The sequence below is a fragment of the Nostoc sp. genome (assembly GCF_036919595.1).
GTDB lineage: Bacteria > Cyanobacteriota > Cyanobacteriia > Cyanobacteriales > Nostocaceae > Nostoc.
Window position 1 is genome coordinate 1 of sequence record NZ_JBALCO010000132.1, and the last position, 22,097, is coordinate 22,097.

Here is a 22,097-nt window from a genome sequence, read left to right on the forward strand (position 1 = left end):
TGGTATCCAGGTACTGTGGCGAGGTTGGTTAAAATTACACGATCTCTGTGAGGGTTGGCAGCTTGCAAAAGAGACTTAACGGGAAAAGTCAGAAAGTGCGATCGCACCAAATAATCATGTAATGGAAAGTGCGTAGGCGTAGTCCGCCACGGGCATCGCTAACTAAGTTCTATCAACTTGTTGGCTGTATGCTGAGGTTTACCATCAGAATTGGGTTTTGTAAATTTCAAGTTTAATGCTACCTAGCATTATCAATTAGATTGTGCTGTACTAGCGAACTGCGACGAAACCAGCTTGCTGAATTGCCTTTTGCCCCTGGTCAGTTGATAAAAGATTGGCATAGGCATCTCCAATCTGCTGTTCCCGACCTTTATTCTGCTTAATAATCACAGACAAGTTAGCGATAATGGGATAGCTACCATTTTTGATAGCCTGAGTATTTAGCTGGTTGCGCCGACGTGGACACTGCTCAGGCGACACCATCGGTTCGCGATAGGGGGGAATTAGCTGACCAGAAGTGCGACCCAATAGCAAAGCCTTCACACTGCATTGAAATACTACTGAACGGGCAGAAGCATAATATACACCACCAGGGGTTTTACTGAGTTGGCGCACCGCCTCTGTAGTAGAGTAGACATATTGCACATTAGAGCCAAGTGCTTGCCCCTTCAAGTCGCTGTTATTAGAGAATATTACTGTGTCTGCGTCCTCTGGTCGTTGAGACAAAGGTGTGATGGATAGGTTTGGCCCACCAACTTGATTCCAATTAGTAATTCGCCCTAAATAAATCTGCTGCAATTGGTCAACAGTTAAACCTGACACTTTGAGTGATGGGTTGACTACCACTGCTATGCCATCCTTACCCACCGGATGTTCCTTAAGGGTGAAGCCTCGCTCTTTTGCCATAGCTTGTTCTTCATCTGTAAGAGGACGGGAAGACTGAGCAAAGTCTAGTTTCCCATCAAGCAACATCCGAATGCCTGAGCTAGAACCAGGGCTACCATTAACAGGGTCTACGTAGCGTAATTGTAGTTCAGGGCGATCGCTCTGGATCTGAGAATCTACCAATTGCCGGATAGATGCCCAAGCTGTACTGCCTCCGTAGTTAAATGAGGCATTGGGGACATCAGCAACTGTTTGAAAAGTTGATTCAGTACTAGAGAGGGTGTTGGAACTTTGATTAGAGGAATCAACGTTGCTGCGGGACAATAAGTTCGGCTTTAGGAACCACCAAAGCAGTCCCCCAATAACTATAACTGTCAACACTTTACCAATAATTAAACCTCTAAGAAAGAGGGCTATTTCACTGTTAATTAAAGCTTTTTTTTGGTTTGTATTGTCCATTATTGTCAAATATTCTTTATTACTTATCCTACAGGAATCTATAGATATTTAGGTTAAAAGCAAATCTGGAATAAGCCAGTTTGATGAGTGCTGGTAGATAATTAACTCTTTTTAATGTAGTGATATTCAATTTATTCTTTGGTAGTTTTTGCTATGGTGGAATTACTTTTATAGACTCCTCTGTTAACTGCTAATTTGGCTGTGATGCTATTCAGATTAACATTAGTGAACCGTCGCTCAATAAATTTTTCTATAAAATTATTTAATTGAGTAGGTTGCTTTGAAGGCGACGCCCCTGTATTAATGAATGTATAGATTAAAACTATTACTATCAAACTAGTGATAGTACCAAGCCCTATTCCCAGCAGCAAAATAAAATTTCTATAAGTTAGCGAATAACTATCATCAGTATTTTGGTTTATGCCATCAGATTGTGAAGACTGTGACAACATCACATCAGAATTAAGCGCTTGCAAAGCTTCTGCGGCAGTCTGGTAACGCTGGTGATAGCGATCGCGAACCATTGTATCTAAAATATTTGCAAGACCGTCACTTACTTGTGCTTTATCGCGCCAGAGAACTTCTCCAGTATTAGGATCATCTTGGAGTTGCTCAGGTATTAAGCCTGTCAAAGCTTGAATGCCAATCATCCCTACTGCATAGATATCGCTGCAAAGTTTTGGCTTTCCCTTAGCCTGTTCGCTTGGCATATAGCCAGGAGTCCCAACAGCAATTGTTAAGCCTGCTCCCAAAGCACCAATTTTCTTAATACTCCCAAAGTCAATTAGCACAATCTTTTGATCTGAGTGCCGCCGCATTAAATTTTGGGGCTTAATATCTCGGTGAATAATATTGTGTTGGTGGACAAAAGCTAGCACTTCCAGGATGTCTTTTAATAAATTTAAGACTACATTCTCACTAAGACACTGACCTGATACAATTTCTTGAGTCAAGGCATGACCGTCAATAAATTCCTGGACTAAATAAAAATCTCCATCTTCATTAAAATGGGCAAACAATCTAGGAATTTGATCATGAGCGTTGCCTAGCTGATATAAAACTTCCGCTTCCCGATCAAATAGGCTTTTAGCGATGGGTAGAACACTAGGATTGGGATCTTTTGGGTGGAAATATTTGACGACACAATAAGGTTTTCCTGGTAAATCCAGGTCTATGGCTAAGTAGGTATCACCAGATCCTCCGCTTCCTAAGTGTTTGACAATTTCAAAGCGATTCCGAAGTGTTTTTCCTGCAAGATAGTATTGATGTCTGTTACGCCTAGCACTTGCCAACAAGTAAGTATTACCATATCCTCCGCTTTTGTGCAGTTTGACAGTCTCAAAGCGACTCCGGAGTGTTTTTCTAACTAGAGGGTTCTGGCTCATATGGTGTCTACTACTTGTTAATTTGCTGACCATTCAGAGCTTGGGTGAGGTTATGAATACCTGCTGCTAGATTGGTTGATGTTTGAGGCAGTCAGCTTTTCATACAACCTATGCTTTGGAGCAGTTTTATGGTTAGCCGCTTGATTAGCTCATCTAATACCTTTATAGGTATCTTACATATAAAATTTATTTCTGAAATAGTTCAATAATTTTATCACTTAAGTAAGTCTAACACTAGTCCACAGTATTTATAACTGCGGGACGAAGACAACATTCAGGAGTCAGGAGATTTATTGGAGTTGAGACTAGTACAACACGGCGTAAATAGAGCAACCATTTAAAAACCCTAAAAAGCCCATTCCGTAATACTTTTGACTTTTGACTTCCGCCTTGCGGTATTAATTCTATCCATTAAACCGCTAAACCCTTATCCAGAAAGGCTTTAATTATTTTTATTATTGATTTAAATCAGAAGTTTATAACCATTGTCACATAAGGGTTGTAGCCTTAAAATTCCAATTTAGTCTAAACTCCAGGATTTATTTTAACTGTTGGGTCTGATTACTGACAAAACCTTGAACAGCAAAATTTAAAGCTACAAATATCCCCTTCGGTGTCCACCACAATTTTGTTACCAGATTTTAGTCATTACTAACTGCGATCACGTTATCAGAGCAACGTGATTTCGACAAAACTAAAAAAGAGCAGGTAAGTTCTTGAGGTAAATATCGAGTGATGGTTTTTAAGGCAAATAAGTATTAGTTGTCAATCACTGAGATATCAATTTACAGCATATTAACTAGTTCTTTAATAATTTATCTAAAATATCCCACTTTTCCCACTTATCCCACTTTTTACTCGCGTCTGTATCACTTGCAATAACTCAGTTGCATTTAGCAAAACTTCTAGTGGGAAAAGTCTACGCTGGTTTTAATATATTTTCGTGAATAAATAACAGTTTAGATAACTTCCCAGATATTTAATCTTTTAGAAACTGTCCTAATTTAGGTTTTGCTGCCAGCCGATAGATCAAATAATGTGGCATCAGGGCAGCTAGCGGCAACGGTAGCATTATGTTAATAAAAAAAGCCCCCGAATGGGGGCCTATTAACTTGTTAGCGTGGAGTGAACAACTAATAATTAATACTCACAGTAGATACAGTAATCCGAACAAAATAATCCAAATCACATCAACGAAGTGCCAGTAGATTTCGGCTGCTTCAATGCCAAAGTGCTTTTCGTTACTGTAGTGACCCGGAACGCGCGATCGCCATAACACAGCAACAATTGCCAAAACGCCGATGGTAACGTGCAATCCGTGGAAACCAGTCAAAACGTAAAATGCACTGGCAAATAAATTGGTAGTTAAACCAAATTCTAAATGGGTATATTCATATACTTGACCCACCAAGAAAATAGCACCCATTGCAGCAGTAATTGCTAACCAGATTCGCGCACCCCGCGCATCGTTCTTTTTGATTGCAGTGTCAGCATTGTGCATGACAAAACTACTAGAAATCAGATTGATGGTGTTGACTCCAGGTAACAATAGCTCTAACTCTGGGGTACCTGCTGGGGGCCATGCAGGTAAGGTAGCACGGAAAGCCAAGTAGGCTCCGAACAACCCCATAAAAATCATCCCTTCAGCAATCAAGAAGACAATTAGCCCAAACAGGCGATGGTCTGGATGTTCTTCGTGATGAGCGACGGACGCTTCCGCCGCGTGGTGATGATTTAATTCGGTTTTAGCTGGGTCAATAGTTTGACTTTGCATGAATTTTTAATGCCTAGAGGAGAAGGGGGGAGGGGGCAGGGGGAGAAGAACTATTGATTATTGACCAATGCCCAATGCCCTGTTTATTTGCGGTCTTCGGGATTGGCAGCAACCGCTGGGTCGGGTTCTGCTCTTAACACTGAGTTTGGCCCAGCGGATAAGACTGGATTGGGATCAGACAAAGGTACACCTTCGTTAGCCCTTTCCAAACCATAGTCGTAGGGGCCGGTAGCCAGTACTGGGGTTTGATCAAAATTCTCGATCGCTGGCGGTGAGGTTGTCATCCACTCTAAGGTAAGTGCCCTCCAGGGATTATTACTAGCTTTCTCTCCGTACAACCAACTCCAAATTGCATTGAAGATAAAGGGGAATGTCGAAACCGCTAGTATGTAAGCGCCATAAGTGCAGATTTCGTTGAGAAAGGTAAATTTGGGGTCATACTGGGCGATACGGCGGTTCATACCCATTAATCCCAGCTTGTGCATGGGTAAGAAGGTCATGTTTAGACCAACTATTGTCAAGGCAAAATGAACCTTACCCCAAAATTCGTTCAGCATCCGTCCCGTCATTTTCGGGAACCAGTGGTAAATCGCCGCATAAATGCCGAGAACGCTACCACCAAATAAGACATAGTGCAAGTGTGCAACTACAAAATAGGTGTCGTGAACGTGAATGTCAAAGGGCACTGCTGCCAACATCACGCCACTAATCCCACCAATCACAAAGGTGCCAACAAAGCCCATTGCGAATAGCATGGCACTATTAAGTTGAATTTTCCCACCCCACATTGTTGCTAACCAGCTGAAAATTTTAATTCCCGTGGGTACGGCAATGATCATGGTGGTGATCATAAAGAACATTCGCAACCAACCGGGGATACCGCTGGTAAACATGTGGTGCGCCCAAACAATTAGCCCCAAAAAGCTGATGGCAAGAGAGGAATAAGCGATCGCTTTATAGCCAAAAATCGGCTTGCGGGAATGCACAGGGATAATTTCCGAAATTGCCCCAAAAAAGGGCAAAATCATGATGTAAACTGCTGGGTGAGAGTAAAACCAGAACATATGCTGGTACACTACTGGGTCGCCGCCGCCAGTCGGGTTAAAAAATGTTGTCCCAGCAATTAAGTCAAAGGAAAGCAGAATTAGACCAGCTGCTAACACTGGCGTAGATACCAAAGTCAGTGCTGAGGTAGCAAACATCGCCCAGCAAAACAAGGGCATTTGGTGAACCCCCATACCGGGGATACGCATCTTCAGCAATGTGACGAGGAAATTGATTGCCCCTAGAATCGATGACGTACCTAGTAGTAGGACGCTCATAATCCAAATTCCCTCACCTACTTGACCTGTTACCAAGCTTAGGGGAGGGTAGGAAGTCCAACCTGCATCCGGTGCATCGCCTACCACTAAACTGGTGATCAACAATAAACCAGCAGGGGGAATCATCCAAAAGGCAACAGCATTCAAGCGCGGAAATGCCATATCCTTGGCCCCAATCATCAAGGGGATCAGGAAGTTAGCAAAACCCGCACCAGCTGGCACGATCCACAAGAAAATCATGATCGTGGCGTGCAGCGTAAATAAGCTGTTGTAGACTTCAGGGGTGACAAAATCGACTTCTGGGGTTCGCAGCTCTGTACGAACCAAGTCAGCCATCACGCCACCAATGCAGTAGAAAATGAACGTAGTGACTAGGTATTGAATCCCAATCACCTTATGGTCGGTGTTGAAGCCAAAGTAGTCTTGCCATTTTCTAACCCCTGGTTCCTCAAGAAGGGCGGGGATATTGGCAGTTTCTTGCAACCGAGCTTGTGTCATAAGAGTTCTGAGTCTTGAGTCCTATTAGCGATAGCGGGGCTTTAGCCCATTGTGAGTTATTACTTTTTGACGTGGACTGTTGACTATTTGTGAATTTGATGTAACATTTCTGGCTGAATTCCCATGTCCTTGGTGTAAGGGGCGAGAAATTCATTTGGGGATAGATTCGCCGGGTTAACAGCAACGGCTTGATTTAGCGTTTCCTTGCTGGCAACTAGCTGCTCTTGCTGCCATTTATCAAAGGCTTCTTCAGTCTCAACGACTACTGATGCTCTCATAGCTCCGTGATATGGGCCACAAAGTTCAGCACAGATCAGGGCATAATCGCCTGCTTTTTTGGGCGTGAAGCGAATCTCGCTTTGTCTACCAGGGATCGCATCTTGTTTTAGGCGGAACTCTGGCACCCAGAAGGCGTGAATAACATCGTTGGCTGTCATATTGATTTGCACTTCTCGCCCGATGGGGACGTGCATTTCACTTGTAGTTATACCAGTTTCAGGATAAGTGAAAATCCAGGCATATTGTAGACCTGTGACGTTGACCTGTAATTCTGCTGGTTTGCCTGCTTTATCAGGACTGCCCCCAATTGTCGGAGCAACAATACCTACACCTGGGGCATTCCGCAGTTGGGGAATTTGGTCAGCATTGCGGACTTCTGCGGTAGCTGGATCTTGCATCGCCTCATCAGATTTTTCTTGATTGAGGTTGGGTTCGGTGCTGGGAGGAGTATCGGTTAAAGTTGCCGCGAGTGCGGTTCCATGCCCTGGCATTTTCATCGACTCCTGATTCATCGGTGCTTCATGGATAGCATGGGGATCGAAGCCCCCGATTTCGTTGTATACATCAAAACTGTAAACAGAAATACCGATAACGATAATTGCTGGGATCGCCGTCCAGAGAATTTCTAGAGGTACATTGCCCTCAACTGGTGGGCCGTCTTCATTATCACCTGCACGCCGACGGTACTTGAATGCAGAGTAAATTAAAATACCTTCTACGAGCAGGAATATACCTGTAGAAATGATCATCATCGCATTGAACAGACCATCCACCAAGACGGCTTCATCTGTGGCTGCTGCTGGCAACAGACCGTGATTTTGACCGTACCAAAGGCTGGCTAGCGTTAGCACGATGCCAATGAGTAATGTCCATATTGAACTTGGAATCTTCACGGCTTACTTAATTTAATTTACTACGTTATCTCAAAGCTGCTCACTTACTAAGGTAGTCTAGGCCAGAAGGCATGGAGTCCAAAGGTCTGAAATTTTTATTAATTTTTTTGACTATTTTACTAATTTTGGGTAGAAGGTGACTATCAAATACTGCCAAAAGTAGATGTAAATCAGTGGAAAAATTTAGGATGCTTAAATTAATTGTGATTAATCAATTTTTCACATCTTGAAAAATACCTAAAGCTTCAGGCAAAACGTCGCTAAAGTGATTCAAAGTATAAGTGAGTGCTGATCTATAAACCTTTAGCCTATACGCTAGGGTGAAGATGGGACGCTAAATAGAAAATTGAAAATTTTAAGAGATCCACCAAGAGCGGGCAGAAGGTATCGTTAATGAGCGAATTTGTCCTACAACAACAAAATGAAGCGGCACTTCAGCAGCAAAAGCCCAAGGAAATGATTCGGCGCTTGGTGTGGAAAATGTGCATAGCCACCTTAATTTTGATGGCAATAGGCAGTGCCACCCGCGTGATGAATGCTGGACTTGCTTGCCCAGACTGGCCCTTATGCTATGGCGAACTCGTGCCAGCCAAGCAAATGAATCTCCAGGTGTTCCTGGAGTGGTTTCACAGATTGGATGCAGCTTTAATTGGTGTAAGCGCGATCGCACTCTTCGGTTTGTCCTGGTGGCATCGTCGTTTCTTACCCTCTTGGCTACCTTGGGCATCCACATTCGCCCTATTTTTAATCGTCTTCCAAGGTATCTTGGGGGGACTCACCGTTACCGAACTGTTGCGGTTTGATATCGTTACCGCTCATTTAGGAACGGCGCTGTTGTTTTTTACCACCCTCCTGGTTATCGGCACAGCACTCACACCCTATCAGGGGAATGGAACCGTTGGTAATTTACCTTGGGTAGGTTTAACTGCCGCTGTTCTGGTTTACCTGCAAAGTCTGCTAGGTGCTTTGGTAGGCTCTCGCTGGGCGCTACACCAATGCCTCGGCGGTTCTCAACTTTGTACTGTGATGTACAGTCATATTGCTGGTTTAGTGCCGCCAACGGTGACAACCTTGGCAATGGTATTTATCTGTTGGCGTACACCAGCACTACATCCAGCCTTGCGGCGACTGGCAAATATGGCTGGTGTGTTGTTGAGCTTACAAATCTTGTTGGGATTCGCTACTTTCAAATTACATCTCCAAGTCGAGCCTCTGACCGTCTCTCACCAAGCTATAGGAGCTGCTTTGCTGGCTACTTTAGTGGCTTTCACAGTTCTCGCACTGCGTGACTCAGTGAGTGCTGAGTCACGTTAGCGGATAGCTATGGTTTAGCCCGTGCTGAGTCACGGGTAAGGAATGAGGGAGATGAGGGAGCAGGGAAAGCAGGGGAGGCTGGGGAAGAATTCCTAACTTTTAACTCCTAACAGACGCGATTAATCGCGTCTCTACTCCTAACTCATAACTCAGCACTGATGGAAGGCGCAACGGCGAGTATTGCGACCCACGCAGGTGCAGAAAATCTGTGTTTTCATTTACCTGAAAGAGCCAGCTTGAGCGGGGGCTGCATATAAGTTGTTAAAAAATAAGGAACCAGAGCCAAAATGATTGAGACTAATGTCTCTCGCCACCACGAAACATTTTTACAGGTAATTCAAAGTTACTACCAGCTAACGAAGCCTCGGATTATTCCGTTGCTCTTGATCACCACGGCTGGGAGTATGTGGATTGCTGCTAAGGGAGAAGTAGATCCATTGCTGTTGCTAGTAACTCTGACTGGTGGCACAATGGCTGCTGCAAGCGCCCAGACGATTAACTGTGTCTATGACCGGGATATTGATTATGACATGGAGCGGACGCGCCATCGTCCCATGCCTTCGGGTAAGGTGCAGCCGCGCGATGCTCTAATTTTTGCGATCGCACTGGCGACGATTTCCTTTACACTCCTGGCAGTATTTGCCAACCTGTTAGCCGCCCTGCTAGCCTTCTCTGGAATCGTCTTTTATATTTTGGTCTATACCCACTGGCTGAAACGCCACAGCACCCAGAATATCGTCATTGGTGGGGCCGCTGGGGCAATTCCGGCGTTAGTGGGTTGGGCTGCTGTCACAGGCACTTTAAGCTGGTCAGCATGGCTGATTTTTGCGATCGTCTTTTTATGGACACCGCCCCATTTTTGGGCTTTAGCTCTGATGATTAAAGATGACTACGCAAAAGTTGGGATACCAATGTTACCTGTGATTGAAGGTACTACGGCAACCGTGAGGCAGATTTGGTACTATACTCTGCTTACCGTAATTGCAACCGTGTTATTGATTTATCCTTTGGGAGCAAGTGGAATTGTTTATGCTGCGATCGCCTTAATTCTGGGAGGATTATTTATCCACAAATCTTGGCGGTTGTTGCAAAATCCAGAGGATCGCACTGTAGCTAGAGAGTTGTTTCTCTATTCCATCTCCTACATGATGCTGTTGTGTCTGGGTATGGTAGTGGATAGTCTTCCCGTTACCCATCATCTAATTAGTGCAGGGATCAATCAGCTGCATCTATTAATCGGCTAATTCTTTGCTGAGGATTTCAGCCTCCAGAAATCGGGTTTGAGAAAAACCCGGTTTCTCCAAGGCGCGTAGGCGTAACCTGCCGGAGGAAAATTTAGCCGTTAAGGGGACTGCCCTGGCAAGAAATGTTACCACCATGCACCATCGAAGAAGTCCTGGAATCTTTACTGAGCATGACCAAACCACGACGCGCGATCAAATTCCAGATGGCTGCATAAAAACCTTAAGTAAGTGCCATTCTATTGTAGGGTGTGTTATGCCGTAGGCTAACGCACCTTGAATCGTTGACGGTGCCGTACTCTCATAGATAACGCGCCCTACATTTAAATTTCAACTTTTGGGTGCAAGTTTACATAAAAACGACCATTAGTTTACAAAAGTTCATTGCTAGCATTGCCGTGATGATATGGTTCAAATGACGCATCGTCGTAGCGTTTATTTGCAGTAGCAGGCATTGTAATAGTGCTAGGATCTAGAACATGGGCTGCTTGTACCTTTTGAGTTGTCGTTGTGGAAGACAACAACTTTATCTTAATTATTGGTATTGGGTTTGACAGCCAAACAAATCTTGCAGGCGTTGGATTTGGAAGTAGAACAGGCTCGGTAAGCTGCAAAAATAGCCTCTAAGTCAAGATATATTAACGAAAACAATCAGTATCTTTAAATATCCTAGCTATCTTAGGTTCCCACAATTTTTAATTTTTTCTATGATTTCTCTGTCTCCCACTCTTCAAGCTAGGCTCTCCCAACCCTTGAAAATTGGCTCATTTGAGGTAAAAAGCCGGGTTCTCCAGTCGCCTCTATCTGGGGTGACGGATCTGGTGTTTCGCCGTCTCGTGCGTCGCTATGCCCCAGATTCGATGATGTATACCGAAATGGTGAACGCTACAGGGTTGCATTATGTCAAGCAGTTACCCAAAATCATGGAGGTAGATCCAAATGAACGCCCGATTAGCGTTCAACTATTTGATTGCCGTCCAGATTTTCTGGCAGAAGCAGCAATCAAGGCAGTTGCAGAAGGTGCTGATACTGTTGATATTAATATGGGTTGTCCGGTAAATAAAATCACTAAAAATGGTGGTGGTTCTTCGTTGTTGCGGCAACCAGAAGTAGCAGAGGCAATTGTGCGGGAAGTGGTAAAAGCTGTTGATGTCCCTGTGACAGTAAAAACCCGTATTGGCTGGAATGACAACGAAATTACTATTCTCGACTTTGCCAAGCGGATGGAAGATGCAGGGGCAAAAATGATCACAGTACATGGACGCACCCGCGCCCAAGGATACAATGGCAATGCCCGTTGGGAATGGATTACCCGTGTAAAAGAAGTGCTTTCTATCCCAGTGATTGGGAATGGAGATATTTTCTCTGTTGAAGCAGCAGTGAAATGTTTAGAGCAAACTGGCGCTGATGGTGTGATGTGTTCCCGTGGAACTTTGGGTTATCCGTTTTTAGTGGGAGAAATTGATCACTTCCTGAAAACTGGGGAGATATTACCGCCACCAACCCCAATTGGGCGTTTGGAATGTGCAAGAGATCATTTACAAGCCTTATGGGAATATAAAGGCGATCGCGGTGTACGTCAAGCCCGTAAGCACATGACTTGGTATGCTAAAGGTTTCATTGGTGCTGCTGAACTCCGAGGACAGTTAAGTGTAGTTGAAAGGGTAGATCAAGGTTTGGCAATGATTGACCAAGCAATAGAAAAACTGGCTAACGGTTATGAATTAGAGGAAGAAGTACAAGGTAGTTTAGTAATGCTTTAAAAAATGAATATTACAAAAATTTCCTTTTTGTAGTTATTCATAAAGTTGGAAAAATTTAGCACAAAATTTCCCCTCATCACTTACAATGAGGGGTTTGCAAGAACTATTGGTAATCTTAATTTACTAAAATCTAACTTACTAAATCAGGGAATACCTCTTGCACAGCAGGATGCACTAAGCGATGATCCTGCACATTCACACCCTTAGCCAATGCTGGGTTAACTTCCAGTGCCAAAATTCCCAAATTCGCCAACTGGACGACATAAGGTAATGTACTATTATTGAGTGCTTGAGTTGCTGTCCAAGGTACTGCTCCTGGCATATTGGGAACGCCATAATGCACCACACCTTCTTCAATGTATACCGGATTTGTGTGGGATGTGGGGTGTAAAGTTTCTATGCAACCGCCTTGGTCAACGGCTACATCAACTATTACAGAACCAGGACGCATTTGTTTGACCAATTTACGGGATACTAATATTGGTGCTCTACGTCCTAGTACTAAAACTGCACCAATGAGCAAGTCGGCTTCAATGACGGCGGCTTCAATATGAGCAGAGTTGCTGTAAAGCAATTGGACTCTAGAGCCAAAGAGGGTTTCTAGGTAAGATAAGCGCTCGACACTTACATCTAAAATCTGGACGCTAGCACCCACGCCTACAGCAATTTTAGCTGCTTCTGTGCCGACAACGCCGCCACCGAGAATTACTACTTTACCTGGTTTGACTCCAGGTACACCGCCCAAAAGCACTCCTCTACCACCTTGCTGACGTTCTAGGAATCTGGCCCCAAATTGTACTGCTAGCCGACCGGCAATAACGCTCATGGGGGTGAGCAAAGGAAGTCTATTAGCACCAGGTTGTTCTACAGTTTCGTAAGCGATCGCACAAGTGCCACAATCAATTAAATGCTCTGTCAATTTGCGATCGGCTGCTAAATGTAAATAAGTAAATAATATCTGCCCTTTCTGCAAAAATTTATACTCAGATGTCAGCGGTTCTTTGACTTTAACAACTAATTCCCGATTCCAAGCCGTTTCTGATGTGGGGACAATCTCGGCTCCAGCACTTCTATAGTCGTTATCTGAGAATCCAGCACCATTACCTGCTTGCGTCTCGACGAAGATGCTATGACCATTTTCTCGCAGCACCCGCACACTAGAAGGACTTAACCCTACCCGAAACTCTTGATCCTTATTTTCCTTGGGAACGCCGATTTCCATATACCGCCTCTGATAATTTTTTTGTTTAACTCTAGCTTGCTAATCTCAAGCTTGCTACTGATCTGTTGGAGTAGCTGTATTAGAGATAGCTAATCTCTGGCCCCAGTTTCTCAATTTCATCTGAGTAGCCCTAAACTCTTACCCTTGACTATTGCTCCAGTATTTATACAATATATAAAGAATAGTAACAATTTATTAAAAAAGTGATTGTATAGCTCCCTACTAGGAGGCTTTTGCTGAATTTCTCAAGTCATCAAGGCATTCAAGCACTGCAATCAGATCATAAGTTGCCGAAGTAGGGTAAAGGTTAAAGGGAAAAAATAAGTCAATTTCTTTAACCTTTACCGCTTATCCCCGACAACTGCTGCAAAGTCTAATATCAAGTCCCGTTTGGCGAAAAAAGGTTTCTAAAAAATGACACAAACACAACCAACGATTACACCTAAACTAGTAGAGCCGAAGTTTGGCTTTAACGAATATGCTGAACGCTTGAATGGTCGAGCTGCAATGATTGGCTTCGCTTTGATGCTGGTGATTGAATATGTCACCAATCAAGGGGTGCTATCATGGCTGGGTCTGAAGTAGTGCCACCAACAAGCCCAAGATGGAAGTTGTAAGCTTGTAGTTAAAAGAGTTTCACCAGCTGGAACAACCAGTTGGTTTTGACTTTAACAATTAAAAGCGAAGTACTTCGCCCTAGATAGTTTAATTAGATTTATTCCTAAATTATTGCCCTAGAATGTAAGCAAGAGAGGAATCGAAATATTTATTAGTGATTGAAATATCAATAGATTTGCAATTAGTACAGCACGGCATAAATCCAGCCACCATCTTAATTAACAAGACTTGGGGCAAAATCCCCTTGTTAAAGGTAGGCAAATTTCTGCCACTGTCTACTATTATATGCAAGGCGATTAATGAGTACACTTCCTCCCCTACTAAAGAAAATCATAATAGTGTTTGCCTTGGATGAGAAAGGCAAATTACGGGTGAGGTATTCTTGGTAAATATACACCAAAGGTGAACTGGAACCAATCAAGCTGTGATGAATGCTGTATTACCTCGTTTTTTAAAGTTAACCTACCGAAAAGAGCCACTAATCAGTGTATTGATGACGATGGGCGTTATGGATGCCCTGATTGGCGGATTGAATGATAGCTGGTCGTTGTTTGCTTTTGGTTTAGGAACAACAGGCATAGCGCTAGCCTTTAAGTTGTGGCGTTTCCAGCAGCGCCATCCTCTACCAGAGGAGCCTGTAGTGCAACATTATTTGCCCTCTCGTTCTTCTAGTCCGCCTTTACCAATGTTAAGCGTTTCTAAGAAAAAACCACCTCTTTAGGAAGTGCAGAGTTATTACTTAATAACTCTGCAAAATTGATTGGCTAACCGTATATATAAAAGTGAGGAAAAAGAGTGAGTAGTGAGGGAAGAGGTGGGGGTAATTTTCTGCGGCCATATATGATCCTGGCATTTATGGCAGCTGTTGCCCTTCCAGTGATTACCTGGGAAGGGTTTTACATTCATCAAGCTCATGCTGCTATTGAAGTAACACCAAATTCCCAAACTACCAGCAGCTTTGCTAATGCACAACTACTTTACACACTCAGAGGACATAGAGGAACTGTTAAATCCCTGGCTTTCAGCCCAGATAGCAGAATTCTTGTGAGTGGAGGTGCAGAAAATGAGGGTGTAATTCGCCTGTGGAATCCAGTAAACGGCAAAAAATTGGCGGATATTAACAAAGCACACCAAACAGCCGTAGAATCTTTAGTGATTTCGCCAGATGGGCAAACCCTCGCTAGCTGTAGTGATGACAATACGATTAACCTCTGGAACCTAAGAAATTTAAAATTTAGTCGTTCTTTTGTTGGACATACCAGTAACGTATTATCTTTAGCGGTGTCTCCTGATAGTAAAGTTCTAATTAGTGGAGCTTTAGATGGGATTCGTCTATGGGATTTGCTACAGCAGCGCCCTCTAGGGACTCTAGTAGGCTTTGATAATTTGATTTATACCCTAGCTATTAGTCCTGATGGGCAGACTTTGGCTAGTGGTGACAATAAGGGTGTAATCAAGCTGTGGAATTTAAGTACTGGTAAATTAATCAGTGAATTTGTAGCTCATTCTAATGCTGTTAGCGCTGTTATCTTTACACCAGATGGAGAAACATTAGTTAGTGCAAGCCGCGATCGCACAGTCAAACTGTGGAATATTAATACTGGAGAATTAGTCCGCACCCTTACAGGACATAATAACTGGGTGAATGCGATCGCCATTAACCCCGATGGACAAACCCTTGCTAGTGCCGGCAAAGATGGGATTAAATTATGGAATTTAACTACAGGTGAGTTATTAAATACACTAAGTGGACATACAGACTGGGTGAGTGCGCTCGCTTTTAGTCCAAATGGTAAGATTCTTGCCAGTGGTGGATTTGATCAACAAATCAAGATTTGGGGAACTCCACAAAAACGTAATTAACAGCGAACACCAGAACCCCGACTTATTAAATAAAATACTCTCACTCTAGAAGAGCGAGGCTATAGAAACAAAGCCTATCTCCTCAGTATATAAGGATTTCAGCCCACCTGCGTGGGCTAAAGCTTTGCCTACGTTTGTGATCTCGTGTGTAAGACTTTTCGCAGATTGGCGAACGCGAACAGCATGTCCTTTAAAACAAGGTATTGCAAGCATTTACCGTGTTTGCTAAACTTTGGTCTTGCCTTTTTAGAGTTTTTATTGTACACAATCAACCAAAACTTAGATAAAATTTTCCCAGAACTAGCCAAAATCAATGATGGTAGCAACCAAGAGTGATCCCCAAATGTTGAAGAACTGTGAATACTTGATGAAAATACAGCCAAGCTAATATCTTATCCAGCATATTACTGTAAGTATAAACAATAGGTAATTTCAAATCATCTATGCAGCTACTTGCCCTCTACAATTGGAACAATTTCTGAACTTAGACAATCTTAGAAATGGTCATCGTCAAAAAATGCACTCAGGTAAAACTTCCTATTTCGTCTGAAGCAAAGGTTTGTAGCGCTTAAGCGCTACTCGAAACATCGGACAACTTGCTACTTAAATGATGTTTAATTTTCCCGATCTGCTTTTGATCCCCATTTCGATAGAATGACTAGGCAGAATCCTAAAACTCAAAATCGCTTTTGACTGCGACGCCCATGAATCAACTGAACAATGGTTTTACAATATTTCTAAGTCTGCTAGTCGAGGCGATGCCTTTTTTGCTTCTTGGGGTTTTATTCTCCAGTTTGCTGCTATTTTTTGTTGATGAGCGCAAATTAGTAGAAAAAATGCCCAAAAATCCGCTGTTGGGTGCTTTAGTTGGCAGCATGATCGGCTTTTTATTTCCAGTGTGTGAGTGCGGGAATGTACCGGTAGCGCGGCGGTTCCTAATTCAGGGAGTACCCACACCAGTGGCAATTGGTTTTTTGCTAGCAGCACCAACAATTAACCCAGTTGTAATTTGGGCAACTTGGACAGCATTTCGAGATCAGCCAGAAATAGTCGTTTTACGAGTCGTATTTTCCCTAGCAATTGCCACAATTATCGGTTTTGTTTTCAGTTTTCAAAAGGACTTAAATCCCATAGTCCAACCTGCGATCGCTCGGTATATGAAGTTTAATCCACCCGCACAGCCCCAAACCAAACGCCGTGGGAAACGTTACCAAGTACAACAGCAAGAAGCGATACCAAATATCTTGCAATCTGGGACTTATATTTTAGGAGGAAAAGCAGGTATACCTCTGCGGATAGATCCTAATTTGGTACAGGCGACTACCCCAATTTCTAATACCAATAAACCCCTTGCAGATAAACTGCGTCTAGTGGTAGATAATAGCATCCAAGAATTCCGGGAATTGGGCGGAGTGATGATTTTAGGAAGTGCGATCGCTGCTGCTATTCAAGTGCTAGCCCCACGGGAATTAATTCTTAGTTTGGGCGCTGGACCTATTAGCTCGATTGTGGTCATGCTGATATTAGCAGTAGTGGTGTCAATTTGTTCTACAGTCGATTCTTTCTTTGCCCTATCTTTTGCCTCAACCTTTAGCAGTGGTTCTTTATTAGCATTTCTGGTGTTTGGCCCAATGATTGACATCAAAGGCATTGGTTTGATGTTATCCATTTTTAAACCCAAAACTGTCTTTTACTTATTTGCTTTAGCGGCACAATTAACATTTGTGTTAACTCTTTTCATGAACTTGCATGTTCTTTAAAAAATTAGTCATTTGTCTTTTATTCTTTGCTAATAACCAATGCCCAATAAATAATGGCTAGCAAAAATCCCAAATCTCAAATCTCAAATCTGTTACTCCCTTGGCTGGATGCCCTAGCAATTACAGCTTGGGGTATTTTAATGTTGAGATATTGGCTAACTAACAAGCTGAACCTATTGATTCATCCAAATTACATTTGGTTCGTGGTTGTAACTGGTATCAGCTTGATCATTATTGGTTTTTTCAAGATGCAGGAACTTTGGTTGCGGCGTCGCCCTGATGTTATGCCAAACAGCCAGCATATTAGTTTATTTCCCCCTGGTTGGGGCAGTTCTGTGTTATTGATTGCAGCGATTTTGGGTTTTATCTTTACACCGCAAGTTTTTGCTAGTGACAAAGCACTGCAAAGAGGTGTGACGGCTGATTTATTGGGAACTACACGCGTCAAACCCCAAGCCTTTCGGGCTACTGTTCGTCCAGAGGAGCGATCGCTTGTAGACTGGGTACGCACTGTCAATGTCTATCCAGAGCCAGACACATATACAGGACAAAAAGTCAAGGTGCAGGGATTTGTCATCCATCCGCCAGATATAGGAAAAGAATATTTGTTCTTAGCCCGATTTGTCTTAACTTGCTGTGCAGCAGATGCTTACCCTGTGGGATTACCCGTCAAACTCCCAAACAATCAAGAACCTTACTCCCCTGACACCTGGCTGGAAGTAGAAGGACAAATGGTGACAGAAAATCTGGCAGGTAAACGCCAACTTACCATTGCCGCTACCTCTCTCAAAAAGATTCCTCAACCACAGAATCCTTATAGTTATTAATTATTTCTCCAATGCCCAATGCCCAATGCTTAACGACAAATGACAAAATCTAAAGCATTTATCGAACCACTGGATCGGATAGCGATCGGACTGATGCTACTGTTGAGTGTGCTGATTGGGTTGATAATATTGCAAGGTGACGTGGTGACTGCTCGTGTCCGAGACTTTACCTGGCAAAATCAACAAATTGGGGCAGAAGATAACTCCTTCACCCTCACCTTCAGCCGCCCAATGGAAATAAAAACCGTAGAGGATAACTTAAAAATCGAGCCACCCCTAGCAGGTAAATTCAGTTGGGCTGGGCGGCGGATGGTTTATACACTCGTGACACCAGCCCCCTACGGCACGAATTATAAAGTGCAGTTACAGGGAGCAAAAGATAAGTTTGCAGAGGAAGAAGGCAAAAATCGGGTGATCCAGCCCTTTATTGGTAGCTTCCGCACACGCGATCGCGTCATCCTTTACATAGGAACCAATCAAGAAGAACAGGGACGATTAGTTCTTTACAACTTAACCCAAGAGCAAAAAAGGATACTTACCCCCAAAGACTTGATAGTAATGGACTTTGAGTCGTTTCCAGATGGGGAGAAAATTTTATTTTCGGCTCGTGCGGCTAAGAACGAAGACTTACTTTCAGCTCAACTTTACACAGTGACAACAGGCGTTTCTGGTAAATCTGGACAACAAGCAGAGCCAGGAGCCAAAGTTGACCTAGTTTTAGATAGTAAAGATTATCAAAACCTGAAATTTGACTTATCACCTGATGGGCAAACTATTGTTATCCAACGGGGAAACAAAACTAATCCCGGCGACTTTGGACTATGGTTTATGCCAGCAACCAACGACGGTTCAGCAGAAAAACCCACCCCTAAACGCCTGAAAAGCCAACCGGGGGGAGACTTTATGATCACGCCAGATAGTAAAGCCGTAGCAGTTGCCCAAGGACAGGGAGCAGCAATTCTACCATTGCAAGGTGATGCCAGTAAACCCCTAGATTTTCTGCCGCAGTTTGGCTTGGTACAAGCTTTCTCCAAAGATGGCTCTCAAGCAGCAATGGTAAAGTTTAATACAGATTACACACGTGATTTGTTTTTAGTAACAAACCAAGGTGTGCAGAAACAACTATTAAAAACAACAGGCTCAATTCTTAGCTGCCAATTTGACATCGCCTCACCCACCCTCTACTGCTTGCTGACACAGTTAGTATCCAAGGAACAATACATAGAACAGCCTTATGTGGTGGCAATTGATCTAAAAACCGGGCAACAGAAACCACTGCTAGTGCTGCCTCCCGATCAACGGAATGTGCAAATGAGTTTATCTGCCGACGGTTTGGGCTTGTTATTTGACCAAGTAGTACCGCAGACAAACACAACAGCATCATCACCCACAAACACTTTGAAAACTGATGATGGAGATGTTATTGCTACCAGTAGCCTGTGGTTAATGCCTCTGTTGCCTATCGCTGATGCTGCGACTGTGGAAATTAGACCAGAACAACTCCCCTTAGCTGGATTTCATCCCCGATGGCTACCTTGACCGAATAATTCATCATTCGTAATTAGTTTTGGTAGGATGGATTACGCCAAAGGCTAACGCACCGCTTTACTTAACTTTTAGTATTCGATGGTAGTGGTGGGTTAGGCGCTAGCCGTAACCTTTTATTTTCAATTTATAGATAACCTCTAAGTTGACACGTCTGCTCATTGCCGTGTCCCAACAATGTATGCGGTTAAAATAAATGAAAACTGCTGTAATTACGAATTATGAATTATAAATTAGGAATTATTTGTTGATAATTTGTCCAAGCTTCCCAAAAAATATAAATTGATAGTATTCCTAAGAAAATCCGAAGCACTAAACTCACAGTGGAATCTGGTAGTTTTGGCAATGTGCGAGTACTCATTTGAACGCCTAAAAGACCACCACATCCCAAAACTATACCTTGAACAAACAGAATATTTCCCTCTAATGCGTGTCCTGTGCAGGCAGCTAAAGCAGTGATAACAATCACACCCAAACTAGTTTGAATTGCTACTTTAATTTCTTCTTTTAGTAGTAACATTTGTAGTGGCACCATAATCGTACCGCCACCTAAGCCAAATAAACCTGCTAAAATTCCTGCTGCTCCCCCAGTACCAATTTTAGAAACTAATGGGTTAAATACTGGTGGTGTATTCTCTATCTCCTTGAAAGCCAATTGTTTACGAAGCTCAATTAAATAGATATTAGCAAGTAGTATAATGCCAAATGTAAAGAGTATTATATAGGATGGGATCTTATTGGCGAAATATACACCTATTCCAGTAGTTAGGAAAGCTGGAATTCCTAAGTAAATTACTCGTTTAAAATCAAAGTAGCCCATCCACCAATTCTGTAAACTTCCAGAAATTGAAGTAATTACAATAGCAAGGCTACTAGTAGCGATCGCCTGAACGGGAGTATAACCTAGTGTGACTAAAAGAGGAATTGTGATAATACCGCCACCTATTCCTAAAAGTCCAGCTATGACTCCAGATATTAGACCTCCAGTAACTAAAATCAACCAACTAAAATCAATCATAAATAATTCTTTTTCTACAGAACTGACTTGGTGTGATTAACCTCGCACTGTCACCGGATGGCTAACAACGCCTCCGTAGAGCAATCCAGAATCATTCCACGGAACTGTACTCGGTTGTATATTACCTAAATTGTCAGTAGCACGAGCTTGGAGAAAATATTCCCCAGGAGTTGGGTTCCATTCAATGTCCCAGCGTACCCATGCAAATGGAAAATTTGGTTCTCGCAGTCGTGCTAATTGCCAACTTTTGCCGCCATCTAGGCTGACTTCCACACGGACAATCTTTCCTTTACCTGACCAAGAACGTCCGCGTAATAAGTGGGTTCGAGCCGAAAGCGTAGCTGGCCAAGCCAACTCAAAAGCGCTTTTAACATTTTGATAGGTAATCAGCTTACCTTTATAGGGTGCGATCGCTGGGTAATCTGCACCAACCAGCACCATCTGCTCCGTTACCCACTGGGTATATATCGGTGTTTCAGAAACCTCAATCCGCTCAATCCATTTAACGTTGGCGTTTCCTCCCCAACCAGGGAATAAGGCACGGCATGGCTGGCCATGATCTGGAGGTAATGGTTCTCCGTTCATTGCATAGACAAGAAGCGAGTTATCTGCTAATGCTTTGGCAATCGGAACTACATTGTTAAACTTGGATTTATTCGTCCCCTTTGAGTCCAGCGAATCCACATCTGCACCCTCAACAAGTACGTCTTTTGCTGTGGATTTCAGTCCAGCCCGCTCTAATAACATGCCAAGTGGTACACCAGTCCACTCAGCCACACCAATCGCCCCAAGCCTCCACCGCGTTCCAGGGAGTGGTGTGTTGTAAGCCTCTTCAAAGAAGCGCCGACCATTAGCAGCACACTCAATGGCGCAAGTGACTGAGATGGAAGGCATAGCAATGATTTCATCGTATGTGAACTCGCAGGGAGCAGAAACGCCAGTTCCATGAATTTGCAAACGCCATGTAGAAGGGTCAAACGGGGGAGGTGTACTACGGTTATGAACATAGAACCAATCGTTTGGTACTAAATAACCACGCCCATACATCGCTTCCCAGTTCATCTCTAATGTGCCTTTGCTATGAGAGATATACCCTGGTGGCAATGGCTTAAGTATTTTACTGCCTTTAGTTTTAACAGCTACCTGACTGTGAGCAGGCGCAGGTTTAGCTAACCCCCCGATGGCTGTTGCACTAACCATAGTGGCTAGTATTTGCAGAAAGCGCTGGCGCGAAATACCTGCATCTGTACTTTTTTGCCAGATGCACTGCTCAACCCGTGCCTGTAGATACTCCTCCTGGTCAAAGAGGTTTTCATCGCTCAAACTATTACCTCCTTTTAATTCGTAATTCGTAATTTAAGGGACAGAGATAAGGGAGTTGGAGCAGGCAGAAAATTTCTCTTTTCTCCCCTGCCCCATGCTCTGAAAAGA

At 43.3% G+C, this 22,097-nt stretch carries 19 protein-coding genes; 9 read left to right on the forward strand and 10 right to left on the reverse strand.

What is annotated here, in order from left to right; all coding sequences use genetic code 11:
• Positions 1-270: 270 nt before the first annotated feature.
• From V7K21_RS19735 to V7K21_RS19755, 5 genes are all read right to left on the reverse strand, one after another.
• Entirely contained in the window at positions 271-1,344 is a 1,074-nt protein-coding gene (locus tag V7K21_RS19735; protein WP_335176949.1) for a PstS family phosphate ABC transporter substrate-binding protein, read from the reverse strand.
• A gap of 131 nt (positions 1,345-1,475) precedes the next feature.
• Positions 1,476-2,729 carry a serine/threonine-protein kinase gene (locus V7K21_RS19740; protein ID WP_335176950.1) on the reverse strand — a complete coding sequence of 418 codons (1,254 nt, stop codon included), beginning with the start codon at positions 2,727-2,729 and terminating at the stop codon, positions 1,476-1,478.
• Positions 2,730-3,876: 1,147 nt separating this feature from the next.
• Positions 3,877-4,503, reverse strand: coding sequence for a cytochrome c oxidase subunit 3 (locus tag V7K21_RS19745; protein WP_229485455.1), 627 nt, complete (start codon positions 4,501-4,503; stop codon positions 3,877-3,879).
• Positions 4,504-4,586: 83 nt separating this feature from the next.
• The gene (ctaD, locus tag V7K21_RS19750; RefSeq protein ID WP_335176951.1) at positions 4,587-6,323 is read right to left on the reverse strand and encodes a cytochrome c oxidase subunit I; all 1,737 of its coding nucleotides are present in this window, start codon (positions 6,321-6,323) and stop codon (positions 4,587-4,589) included.
• A gap of 83 nt (positions 6,324-6,406) precedes the next feature.
• Entirely contained in the window at positions 6,407-7,495 is a 1,089-nt protein-coding gene (locus V7K21_RS19755; RefSeq protein WP_335176952.1) for a cytochrome c oxidase subunit II, read from the reverse strand.
• Between the two features lie 393 nt (positions 7,496-7,888).
• Between V7K21_RS19755 and V7K21_RS19760 the strand changes: the two genes are divergently transcribed.
• Positions 7,889-8,809 (forward strand): COX15/CtaA family protein, encoded by a 921-nt coding sequence (locus tag V7K21_RS19760; protein ID WP_335176953.1) that lies wholly within the window; start codon positions 7,889-7,891, stop codon positions 8,807-8,809.
• Positions 8,810-9,096: 287 nt separating this feature from the next.
• A complete protein-coding gene (locus tag V7K21_RS19765; RefSeq protein WP_335176954.1) occupies positions 9,097-10,053 on the forward strand; it encodes a heme o synthase in 957 nt (318 codons plus the stop codon).
• On the opposite strand, the gene V7K21_RS19770 is transcribed toward V7K21_RS19765, so the two are convergent.
• Positions 10,042-10,188 (reverse strand): hypothetical protein, encoded by a 147-nt coding sequence (locus V7K21_RS19770; protein ID WP_335176955.1) that lies wholly within the window; start codon positions 10,186-10,188, stop codon positions 10,042-10,044. The genes V7K21_RS19765 and V7K21_RS19770 overlap by 12 nt on opposite strands.
• A gap of 233 nt (positions 10,189-10,421) precedes the next feature.
• Positions 10,422-10,571 (reverse strand): hypothetical protein, encoded by a 150-nt coding sequence (locus V7K21_RS19775; protein ID WP_335176956.1) that lies wholly within the window; start codon positions 10,569-10,571, stop codon positions 10,422-10,424.
• 186 nt (positions 10,572-10,757) lie between these two features.
• Between V7K21_RS19775 and dusB the strand changes: the two genes are divergently transcribed.
• A complete protein-coding gene (gene dusB / locus V7K21_RS19780) occupies positions 10,758-11,813 on the forward strand; it encodes a tRNA dihydrouridine synthase DusB (RefSeq protein WP_335176957.1) in 1,056 nt (351 codons plus the stop codon).
• A 130-nt stretch (positions 11,814-11,943) separates the two neighbouring features.
• Here dusB and ald read toward each other — a convergent pair whose 3' ends face one another.
• Positions 11,944-13,035, reverse strand: a complete 1,092-nt coding sequence (ald, locus tag V7K21_RS19785) for an alanine dehydrogenase (protein ID WP_335176958.1) — start codon at positions 13,033-13,035, stop codon at positions 11,944-11,946.
• Positions 13,036-13,449: 414 nt separating this feature from the next.
• Here ald and V7K21_RS19790 point away from each other — a divergent pair, with 414 nt between their 5' ends.
• The 6 genes from V7K21_RS19790 (at position 13,450) to V7K21_RS19815 (ending at position 19,642) form a co-directional block, all read left to right on the forward strand.
• The gene (locus tag V7K21_RS19790) at positions 13,450-13,620 is read left to right on the forward strand and encodes a chlorophyll a/b-binding protein (RefSeq protein WP_273762065.1); all 171 of its coding nucleotides are present in this window, start codon (positions 13,450-13,452) and stop codon (positions 13,618-13,620) included.
• 460 nt (positions 13,621-14,080) lie between these two features.
• A complete protein-coding gene (locus V7K21_RS19795) occupies positions 14,081-14,374 on the forward strand; it encodes a hypothetical protein (protein WP_335026814.1) in 294 nt (97 codons plus the stop codon).
• Between the two features lie 134 nt (positions 14,375-14,508).
• Entirely contained in the window at positions 14,509-15,516 is a 1,008-nt protein-coding gene (locus tag V7K21_RS19800) for a WD40 repeat domain-containing protein (RefSeq protein ID WP_335176975.1), read from the forward strand.
• 704 nt (positions 15,517-16,220) lie between these two features.
• Complete coding sequence (locus tag V7K21_RS19805) at positions 16,221-17,276, forward strand: permease (protein WP_335176959.1); 1,056 nt, start codon at positions 16,221-16,223, stop codon at positions 17,274-17,276.
• 53 nt (positions 17,277-17,329) lie between these two features.
• Positions 17,330-18,103 (forward strand): TIGR03943 family putative permease subunit, encoded by a 774-nt coding sequence (locus tag V7K21_RS19810; RefSeq protein ID WP_335176960.1) that lies wholly within the window; start codon positions 17,330-17,332, stop codon positions 18,101-18,103.
• A 39-nt stretch (positions 18,104-18,142) separates the two neighbouring features.
• On the forward strand, positions 18,143-19,642 hold the full coding sequence (locus V7K21_RS19815; protein WP_335176961.1) for an Ig-like domain-containing protein: 1,500 nt from the start codon (positions 18,143-18,145) through the stop codon (positions 19,640-19,642).
• Between the two features lie 232 nt (positions 19,643-19,874).
• Here the strand turns inward: V7K21_RS19815 and V7K21_RS19820 are convergent, their stop codons facing one another.
• Positions 19,875-20,666 carry a sulfite exporter TauE/SafE family protein gene (locus V7K21_RS19820; RefSeq protein ID WP_335176962.1) on the reverse strand — a complete coding sequence of 264 codons (792 nt, stop codon included), beginning with the start codon at positions 20,664-20,666 and terminating at the stop codon, positions 19,875-19,877.
• A 36-nt stretch (positions 20,667-20,702) separates the two neighbouring features.
• Positions 20,703-21,989 (reverse strand): sulfite oxidase, encoded by a 1,287-nt coding sequence (locus tag V7K21_RS19825; protein ID WP_335176963.1) that lies wholly within the window; start codon positions 21,987-21,989, stop codon positions 20,703-20,705.
• Between the last annotated feature and the right edge of the window lie 108 nt (positions 21,990-22,097).